This window comes from Consotaella aegiceratis, from assembly GCF_036541425.1.
GTDB lineage: Bacteria > Pseudomonadota > Alphaproteobacteria > Rhizobiales > Rhizobiaceae > Consotaella > Consotaella aegiceratis.
In genome coordinates, this window is sequence record NZ_JAZHFT010000078.1 from 1 (window position 1) to 9,058 (window position 9,058).

Consider the following 9,058-nt stretch of genomic DNA (forward strand, 5'->3'; position numbering starts at 1 on the left):
CGATCAGGCCGCCATCATCGACGCCTGCTGCCAAGCCTGGAACCGCGCCACCGAAAATCTTGAGCGCATCATCTCGCTCTGCAACTATCCCTGGATCAAGGCGGTCACTTCATAGGCTCAGCGGTATTATTCTTCGGCTGCCCGCTTCGAAGTCTGCAAGTCTTCCTCAAGACGTCTCGCCAGGGTGCACAAGGCAGTCGTAGCCGATGTGATCTGCGTGGGCGCCAAACTTTTCGCCAGTGCCTGCGCCCAAGGCTTCTGCACCGCCAGAGCGCGGTCGTAAAGGCGTCTTCCTTCCCTGGTGAAGACGACAAGTTGCGCACGCTTGTGCCGGGGGTTCGGTTCATAGGAAAGCGTGCCGTCCGCGACCAATTCGTTGACGATCCGCTGCACACCCTGCCTTGAGATGCCGACTTCTCGAGCCAGTTCCGAGACGGATCGAGACGGCACCGCTTCTGCGACGCAACCCAGCACCTGCCAGCGCGCACTCGTCAGTCCAAGTGGCGCCGTCAGTTGATCGCCTGCAAGGATCAGACGGCTGTTGGCACGAAAGATCGCTAGGATCAGTTGGGTTATCGGTTCGGACGACATCAGACTCTCATCGGGCCTCCGCAAAGGTTCCCACACCCTACATATTGACAACATATTGTCAAATATTGGATAGAGTGACAGCATGTTGTCATCGAGGGACGGATATGGGTCTTATCTTCTACACCAACCCTAACTCACGAGGCCGCATCGTGCGTTGGATGCTCGAAGAAGTCGGCTGCGACTATGAGACGGTCGTGCTCGATTACGAACGCTCGAGCGCTGCCGATGCATGGGGCGGCGCAGCATTGGCGCGGGAGGACGCCCCTTCCGGCGGTCGCTTCTTCACGGAGGTGAACCCCATCGGCAAAGTGCCTGCAATCGAGCATGATGGTCGAATCGTAACGGAAAGCGCAGCCATCTGCGTTTACCTGGCCGAGACGTTCCCGGCAGCCAGGCTTGTGCCGAACGCCGAAGAACGCGCTGACTATTACCGCTGGATGTTCTTCACTGCGGGTCCAGTCGAGCAGGCCGTCACCAACTTTCGCGCCGGCTTCGCGCCAGCGGTCGAGCAGGAGTTCTTCCTGGGCTACGGAAGCTACGATCGCACCGTCGATCAACTCGAACGCGCAGTGAAGGCGCATCCGTTCATCGCTGGCGATCGGTTCACTGCTGCCGACGTCTATGTTGGATCGCACATCGGCTGGGGGTTGGGGCTCCAGACGCTACCCCAACGCGATGCCTTTCTCGCCTATGCCAGCCGTCTGACGAAGCGCGACGCGTACGCGCGCGCCGTCGCGAAGGACCAGAACTTGCTGGCAAGGAGCAACGGAATGACCGGCCAGGAAAATGATGGCAGCCGTCCGCGGCCTCCCTCCTAAAAGCCGGCTGTCCGCAGACCACCCATCACACTTCCACCTCCCCATTGCCGCCCCTCCCGCGAAGCGGGTTCGTGCTTGGGCGCAAGGTCGACATCGGCCGCCAGCGTCCCTGATCCCTCATCCTGAGCCTGTCGAAGGGCGAGGGATCAAGGGCGCCAGCCTGACATGGATAGCGCCGAGCGCCTCGCGTGGTTCGATGGGCTCACCATGAGGGGCTGTCGCGCCGCCGCGCGGTACCGCAGCAACTCAAGGTGCCGCAGCAAGCCGAAAACTTATCCCCGCCCTTTCTCACTTCTTCTATCCTTCCCCCACCGCTGGCCCACGAATGGGCACGGACGATCGCCGGGATCGGTCGGGGGCTGGCGGGCGGGTCCGGGTGTGGTTCCTTCCGGAGGAGCGGCATCAGGACGGGACGGACCGAGCCTGCCTTCCGAGATTCTGCGGGGAAGGCGGCGCGCCGCTGGCCCGGAGGTCGTACTCCCCCCGGCGGCAGCCAGAGCCAGTCCCGCGCATTTGCAGGCGCGGGGCGGTGAAGGGTTCGGCGGAGCGAGGGCAGCGAGAGCCCGCGCGCGTCCCGATCAAAATCCCGCGCGGAACGCCGGAGGCGGACCGTAACAATACTATCATTCGGAGGGTCTGCCTCCGGCGTTCCGCCGTCCCATCGGATGGCACCGAAATCGACGAAGAGGACGGGAGAGACGGACAGCGGAAAGAATGCCCCAGCCGGCCGCACACGCGGCACCGGCCGCTTTGGCGCATCCCTATCCCCCGGTCGTCATCCCGGCCGTGAGCCGGGATCCATTCCAAGCCCGTCGAACCGCCGCAGCGGCGGAGGCCCGGCCTGATGTTGGCCGATGGTGGCGACGGAAGCGCAGAGGCGAGGCGAACACCTCGACGCTATCGGACGGGACGCTCGACGGCGCGATGAGCCGTGAAGAGGCGGAGCGGGCCATGTCGCTTCTGAAGAACGGCAAATACGTCAAGGTCGACGCCACTCACGTCGTCAATCTCGACAAGCCCGAACTCTTCATCAAGGCGATCGAAGGATTTTTCCTCGGCGAGTGACGGCACCGGGCCACCGCCCGATACCGTTGGAGGCTCTGCGAACGCTGCTTCGCCCTCAATCCACGAAGGCGCGTTCCACGACGTAGGTGCCGGGATTGGCGTTGGAGCCCTCGTGCAGGCCGAACTTCTCGCACAGCGCGGCGGTGTCCTTCAGCATCGCCATGGAGCCGCAGATCATCGCGCGATCGGTTTCGGGATTGAGCTTCGGCACGCCGAGATCGTCGAAGAGCTGGCCGGAATCGATCAGCGTGGTGATGCGGTGACGCCGCGTCTCGCCCTCTCGGGTGGAGCTGGCATAGTGCAGGAGCTTGTCGCCGACGATCTCGCTCACCAGCTCGTCTTCCTTGATCTTCTTGACCAGCTCGCGGCCATAGTCGAGCTCGGCGTCGAAGCGGCAGGTGTGGGTGAGGATCACCTGGTCGAACTTCTCGTAGGTCTCGGGGTCGCGCGCCACGCCGGCAAAGGGCGCGATGCCGGTGCCGGTGGAGAACAGGTAGAGCCGCTCGCCCGGCTTGAGCGCGTCAAGCACCAGCGTACCGGTCGGCTTCTTGCGCATCAGCACGGTGTCGCCCGGCTGGATCTTCTGCAGATGCTCGGTCAGGGGGCCGCCGGGCACCTTGATCGAGAAGAACTCGAGCTCCTCGTCCCAGGACGGGCTGGCAATGGAATAGGCGCGAAAAACCGGCTTTTCGGCGTTCGGCAGGCCGATCATCACGAACTCGCCGGAGCGGAAGCGGAAGCTCGCGGGCCGCGTGATGCGGAAGGAAAACAGCGTGTCGGTATAGTGCTTGACCGCGGTGACCGTCTCGGCGAACACGTTGGCGGGGATCGGGAACTCGTTTGTCGCCGCAAAATCGCGTTCAGCGGGCAGGGAGGTCATCGGGCCATCATCCTTTTCGAACTCGAGACAGGCAGCGTCGCGGTCTGCTTCGGCTTCCGAGACATAGGCTCGGACCTGACCGTAGCTATGGCCTCGGCTGCCGCCGCCGTAAAGAAACGCTCATTCCAAACCGGGCGCCGGCGCCGGAAAAGCAGTCCGCCAGACGGCAGATCGGTAGAAGTCGGGCGGATCGATCGTGTTTCGCGGCCCCTATGTCGGCCTTGAGCGGCGTTCGATCAAGCCTCGTGCGGGCAAGTCTGGTTTGACGCGAAGGAATTGCTCCGAATGCCATTGCGGCGGTGGACAATCGCGCGGCAGGCTCGAGGAGCCCAGCCGTCGGGCCAGGCTCCTCTGCAAAGGGGGCGAGGGGTCAGGCCGCCTGCTGCTCCGCCTCGGCGCGCACGCGCTCGGCGACGGTCTTGAAGTCGACCTTGCCGGTGCCGAGCACCGGCAGCTTGTCGACGACGCGCACCTCGGCCGGCACCATCAGTTCATTGGCGCCGCGCCCGCGGGCGAAGCTGGCGAAGGCGTCGCGGGTGGCGCCGGGCGTCTCGGTGAGGAGGATCAGCCGTTCACCCTTCCTGGTGTCAGGCAAAGTGGTCGCGACGGACAGCGCGTCTGGCCAGAGTTCGCCAGCCAGCGCCTCGATGGCGGCCAACGACACCATCTCGCCGGCGATCTTGGCGAAGCGCTTGGCGCGGCCCCGGATGGTGACGAAGCCGTCGGCGTCGAGGGTGACGATGTCGCCGGTGTCGTGCCAGCCGTCTTCGGGCGCCTCGATCACGCCGGGCGCCGTCTCGCGCAGATAGCCGGCCATGACGTTGGCGCCGCGCACGAACAGCCGTCCACCATCCTCGACGCCCGGCACCGGATCGAGCCGAGACTCGATGCCGGGCATCAGCTTGCCGACCGTGCCGGGGCGCGCATGCATCGGCGTGTTGAGGGCGACCACCGGCGCGGCCTCGGTCACGCCATAGCCTTCGAGCACGCGCACGCCGAACTTTTCCATATAGGTCGCGCGGGTGGAGGCCTTCACCGGCTCCGCACCGGCGAAGCAGTAGCGGATCGAGCGGAAGTCGTAGGGGTGGGCGGTGCGAGCATAGCCGGCGAGGAAGGTGTCGGTGCCGAAGATGATGGTGGCGTTGGAGCTGTAGATCAGTTCCGGCACCAGCCGGTAGTGCAGCGGCGAGGGGTAGAAATAGACCGGCACGCCGGTGCTGAGCGGCAGGATGGTGCCGGCCGTCAACCCGAAGGCGTGGAACATCGGCAGCACGTTGAACAGCTTGTCGCCGGAATGGAAGTCGATGCGAGCCGCCGCCTGGGCCGCATTGGCGAGAATGTTGCGGTGGGTCAGGACGACGCCTTTCGGCGCGCCCTCCGAGCCCGAGGTGAACAGGATGATCGCCGGATCGTCCGCCTTGCGCTCGGCCAGCGGCACCGTACGACGGACCAGGGCCACGAGCTTGTCGGCGAAGCCGATCGAAGCGCGGATATCCTCCAGATAGACGATCCGCACCTCATCGCCGATCGCCTCGACCATCTGCTCCAGGCGACCTTTTTCGACGAAGTTTCTCGATGTCAGGACAGTCGCAATCTTGGCCGCGCGGCAGGCCGAAAGCACGTTGGCGGCGCCCGAGGTAAAGTTGATCATCGCAGGAATCTTGCCGCCCGAGAGGGCCGCCAGGAGCGTCACGCAGGCGCCGTTGGCGCTGGGCAACATGATCCCCAAAGTTTCCTCGTCTGCGAAGCGCGACTTGAACCGGCGAGAGAGCGCGGCGGTGGCCGTCAGCAGCTTGCCGTAGGAGAGCTTGCCGGAAACCGGGTCCTGCACCGCGAGCGTGCCCATTCCACGCACTCTGGCCGTTTCGACGACCTTTTCGACGATCGTCTTGTCGAGACCCTGCGTGCGGAAGACCAGATCGCTCATGATGTCGTAGAGCGCGGCCCCGGCGGCGGTGCGCCGCTTGCGGCCCTTCAGCTCCTGGGGCACCGACAGCGTGCGCGGCGGCAGGATGGTGACCTTCACCTTCGGAAAGAACGCTTTTCTCACGTGCAGTGGCGTCAGGCGCGAAAACATGCTGCGCTCCAACCCTTCGATGCGAATGGGCACGACCTTGGCACCGGTCTTGTCGGCGACCATGGCGGCGCCGTCATAGACCTTCATCAGCGCGCCGGTGACGGTGATGCGTCCCTCGGGGAAGATGACCAGCGGCTCGCCGTTCTGAACGATCTTGATCAGCGATCGCGTCGCCATCGGCCGCGCCGGATCGAGCGGCAGGGCGCGGGTAAACTTCAGAAAGGGCTTCACCCACCAGGCCCTGGCGATGGTGTGGTCGATGGCGAAGACCGGCTCCTCGTCGGTCAACGTGAGAGCGAGCGGTCCGTCGAGAAAGCTGACATGGTTGAGCGCCAGGATCGGAGCCGGACCGGCGGACTTGATGTTCTCCAGGCCCTCGACCTCCAGCCGGTAGAAGGCGCGGAACAGGATCGAGACGAAATCGCGGAACGGGCTCGTCGGCAGATATCGCAGCATGACGACGGCGGCCGCCGCATTGAGAAGGGCGAGGCCGAGCAGGATCACGCCGAGATCGACGCCAGCGGCCTGAATAGCCGCCACCGCGCCGCCGCCGACCGTCATGAAGCCGGCGCTGATCACATTGGCGCCGGCGACGACGCGGGCGCGGTGGTCCTCCTTGGCCCAACTCTGCAGCGCGGCGAAACTCGGCACGGCCAGGAATGCGCCGGCAATCGCCAGGCCGGCAAGGTCGATCGCGACATGGATGGTACCGGGATTGGCGAAGAAGGCGGCGAGCGTCGTGGCTTCGCCGGTCGCCTGCAGCGGCCAGATGGTCCAGGCGAGGTCGAGGCCGAAGAGGGCCATCAGCGCGGTGCCGAGCGGGGCGGGCAGAAGGACGATGCGGCCTGCCGACATCCAGGCGGCCAGAGCCGAGCCGACGCCGACGGCGACGGCGAAGATCGCGAGATAGGCGGTCACGGCGATCTCGCCGCCACCGAGGCGATCCTTCACCAGGATGGGCAGGACCGAAAGCATGATGGCGCCGACCAGCCAGAACCAGGCGGCCATGACCGCGGTCCGCCACAAACGTTTGTCGCTGCGCAGCTCGCTGACGAGGCGGCCGGTCGAGCGCAGAATGTTGGGATCGATCCTGAGGTCCGGGGCAGCCGATCCGGTCTTCGGAATCATCCGGCTGATCAGCCAGCAACCGACGGCCAGCGCCAGCATCATCGGGCCGAAGATCATGACGTCGGTGCCGCCGGCCGAGGCGAGGCCGCCGACGATGGTGCCGCCGAGAATGGCCGCGAAGGTGGCGCCTTCGATATAGGCGTTGGCTTTCGGCAGGTCGGACTTCGGCAGGTGGTCGGGCAGGATGCCGTACTTGATCGGCCCGAACAGTGCGGAGACCACCCCGAAGATGAAGAGCGCCGTCATCAGGAGGGGGATCGAATGAAATGCGATGCCGCCGACGGCGACGACCGCTCCGCCCACCTCGGCGAGCTTCAGCCGTTCCGCCATCACGGCCTTGTCGAACCGGTCGGCCAGCTCTCCGCCGAGCGCCGAGAGCAGCAGAAACGGGGCCATGAAGATCGCGCCGGCCAGCGTAACCAGGGATGCTGCGGCTTCGGTGGAGAGCTGGAACAGGATGAGGAACACCAGTGTGTTCTTCAGGAAGTTGTCATTGAAGGCAGAGAGAAACTGCGTCCAGAACAGCGGCGCGAAGCGCTTCGACGTCATCAGGTGGTCACGCATGGGACGGACTCCTCGAATGGGGGGCGTCTCCGATCGAGCGACCGGAGACGACTTGGGCGAAACGGGCGATCAGTAGTTGTCCTCGCGGCCGATGTTCATCAGCAGCTTCTCTGTCTTGGCGTCCTCGATGCGGTTGACCATGCGGTTCGACTCTTCTTCATCGCGCATGACCTTGGTCAGCGTGATCGAGGTGTGGACCAGCATGATCGCGGCCATGGCGTAGAACCCCTTGGCGGCGAAGCTCGCCTCCAGGAAGTAGATGCCGCCGGCCATCATGGCCGCAGACAGAACGAAGCCGGCAACGGTAAAGTTCTTCCAGATGCTAGTGATCCTGGGAGCATAGGTGATGTCGGACATGGGGGAATTCCTTCAAGGCTGAGAGAGGACTGGGGCTAGAGAGTGGTCGGGGTGGCCGGTGCGGCCGGTGTGTCGGCCCGGCGCTTCAGCCGCTCGAGAACGGTCTCGACCGTCGGGCCGGAGGGGCTGCCGCAGCCGGCGGCGGCCAGCTTTTCGCTGATCGTCGCCGGATCGTGCTCGGCGGCGAGATCGTCCAGCGCCGCGGCTGTCGCATCGACCTCGCACTGGCGCTGCTGCAGCCGCTCGAGCGTCTTTTCGGCATCGCGCAGGGTCGAGCGCGTCGAGGCCGTATCGACCTCGTTCAGGCGTTGGGTGCGATCGGTCGCCTCGGCCAACCGCTGGCCGCGCTTCAACTCGCGCAGGCGCCCTTCGGACCTGCGGAGGCTGGCGCGCAGCCGGCCGATTTCCTTCTCGTAGCGCTGTTGCGCCGCCTCGCTGGCCGCCTGCTCGCTTTCCAGGACCGCGATGGCCTCGGCGGCCTCCCGGGCAAGGTCGTCCTTGCCCAGACGCAAGGCTTCCGCGCCCCGACCCTCGAGATCGGTGACGGACTGCAGGATACGGGTGTGCTGCTTGATTTCCTGCTGGTGATGCGCGGTGGCGACGGCCACCGCCCGTCGGGCGGCCTCGACCGTGCCGGCGCAATCGCGAATCTGCTGGCGCAGAATGATGGTCGCGTTCTGGTCGATGACGGCCTCGGCCCGGTCGAAGCTGCGACCGCGAACGAGGGCCACGAATTCTTTAAACATTGGCTTGCCTCCTGTATGAACGTTGTTCACGAGTGCAAGCTAACATGAAATGAACATTGTTCAAGATAAAAAATGAACGACGTTCAAAATTTTTTCGGAGGCATGAATGGCGGCTAGGCGTCAAGCGAAACGCGAGGAGTTGAGACGGAGGCTGATCGACGCCGCTCGAAAGCGAATTGCCATGAACGGCCTGCGCGGCCTCCGGGCGCGCGACGTGACCGCGGATGCGGGATGCGCGCTGGGCGGGCTCTATACCGCCTTCGAGGACCTCGACGAGCTGGTCATCCACGTCAATTCGGACACGCTGCGGCGACTGGGCGAGGCGGTGGCCGATGCCACGGCGGGAATCGACGAGCCGGGCGCGCGGCTGAAGGCGATGGCGATGACCTATCTCGCCTTCGCGCGCGATCACAACGCCCTATGGCTGGCGTTGTTCGACACCACGATGCTCGCGGATGCCGAGATTCCGCAATGGCACAAGGACGACCAGGCGGTTCTCATCGAGGGCATTGCACGCACGCTTGCGGCGATCACGCCGGATCTCGACGAGACCGCCTTGCAGCGGCGGGCGCGCACCCTGTTCGCCGCCGTCCATGGCATCGTCTCTATCAGCCTGGAGCGCCGTTTCATCGGCCTTGCCGATGCCGATCTGGAAGGGGAGTTGAGCAGTTTCGTCGATCTGGTCGCGCGGGCGCCGGCACAGTAATACCGCTGAGCGGATGATCTGACTCTGGCGTGATTTGCGTGGCTTCGGCGACCGTGATTCCTTCGTACTAGATGCGACGAGGGAGATGCGGATGGCGTTGGAGATCAGCGACAGATATTCGGCAGG

General features: G+C 64.9%; 8 protein-coding genes. 3 read left to right on the forward strand and 5 right to left on the reverse strand.

Translation table 11 applies throughout. The features are described from left to right. Positions 1–126: 126 nt before the first annotated feature. Positions 127–591, reverse strand: coding sequence for a MarR family winged helix-turn-helix transcriptional regulator (locus tag SMD10_RS24250; protein WP_331688314.1), 465 nt, complete (start codon positions 589–591; stop codon positions 127–129). 104 nt (positions 592–695) lie between these two features. Here SMD10_RS24250 and SMD10_RS24255 point away from each other — a divergent pair, with 104 nt between their 5' ends. Together SMD10_RS24255 and SMD10_RS24260 are read left to right on the forward strand one after the other, a co-directional pair. After that, positions 696–1,409, forward strand: coding sequence for a glutathione S-transferase family protein (locus SMD10_RS24255; protein ID WP_331688315.1), 714 nt, complete (start codon positions 696–698; stop codon positions 1,407–1,409). 924 nt (positions 1,410–2,333) lie between these two features. Then, the gene (locus tag SMD10_RS24260; RefSeq protein WP_331688316.1) at positions 2,334–2,474 is read left to right on the forward strand and encodes a hypothetical protein; all 141 of its coding nucleotides are present in this window, start codon (positions 2,334–2,336) and stop codon (positions 2,472–2,474) included. Positions 2,475–2,529: 55 nt separating this feature from the next. Here SMD10_RS24260 and SMD10_RS24265 read toward each other — a convergent pair whose 3' ends face one another. The 4 genes from SMD10_RS24265 to SMD10_RS24280 all read right to left on the reverse strand — a co-directional run bounded on the left by SMD10_RS24265 (position 2,530) and on the right by SMD10_RS24280 (position 8,226). After that, positions 2,530–3,354, reverse strand: coding sequence for a ferredoxin--NADP reductase (locus SMD10_RS24265; protein WP_331688317.1), 825 nt, complete (start codon positions 3,352–3,354; stop codon positions 2,530–2,532). A 370-nt stretch (positions 3,355–3,724) separates the two neighbouring features. Beyond that, positions 3,725–7,123: an acyl-[ACP]--phospholipid O-acyltransferase gene (locus SMD10_RS24270; RefSeq protein ID WP_331688318.1), complete on the reverse strand. Its 3,399-nt coding sequence runs from the start codon at positions 7,121–7,123 to the stop codon at positions 3,725–3,727. 69 nt (positions 7,124–7,192) lie between these two features. Then, positions 7,193–7,480 carry a YiaA/YiaB family inner membrane protein gene (locus SMD10_RS24275; protein WP_331688319.1) on the reverse strand — a complete coding sequence of 96 codons (288 nt, stop codon included), beginning with the start codon at positions 7,478–7,480 and terminating at the stop codon, positions 7,193–7,195. 35 nt (positions 7,481–7,515) lie between these two features. Then, positions 7,516–8,226 (reverse strand): PspA/IM30 family protein, encoded by a 711-nt coding sequence (locus SMD10_RS24280; protein WP_331688320.1) that lies wholly within the window; start codon positions 8,224–8,226, stop codon positions 7,516–7,518. A 181-nt stretch (positions 8,227–8,407) separates the two neighbouring features. Here SMD10_RS24280 and SMD10_RS24285 point away from each other — a divergent pair, with 181 nt between their 5' ends. Further along, on the forward strand, positions 8,408–8,932 hold the full coding sequence (locus SMD10_RS24285; RefSeq protein ID WP_331688321.1) for a TetR-like C-terminal domain-containing protein: 525 nt from the start codon (positions 8,408–8,410) through the stop codon (positions 8,930–8,932). The last annotated feature ends 126 nt before the right edge of the window (positions 8,933–9,058 follow it).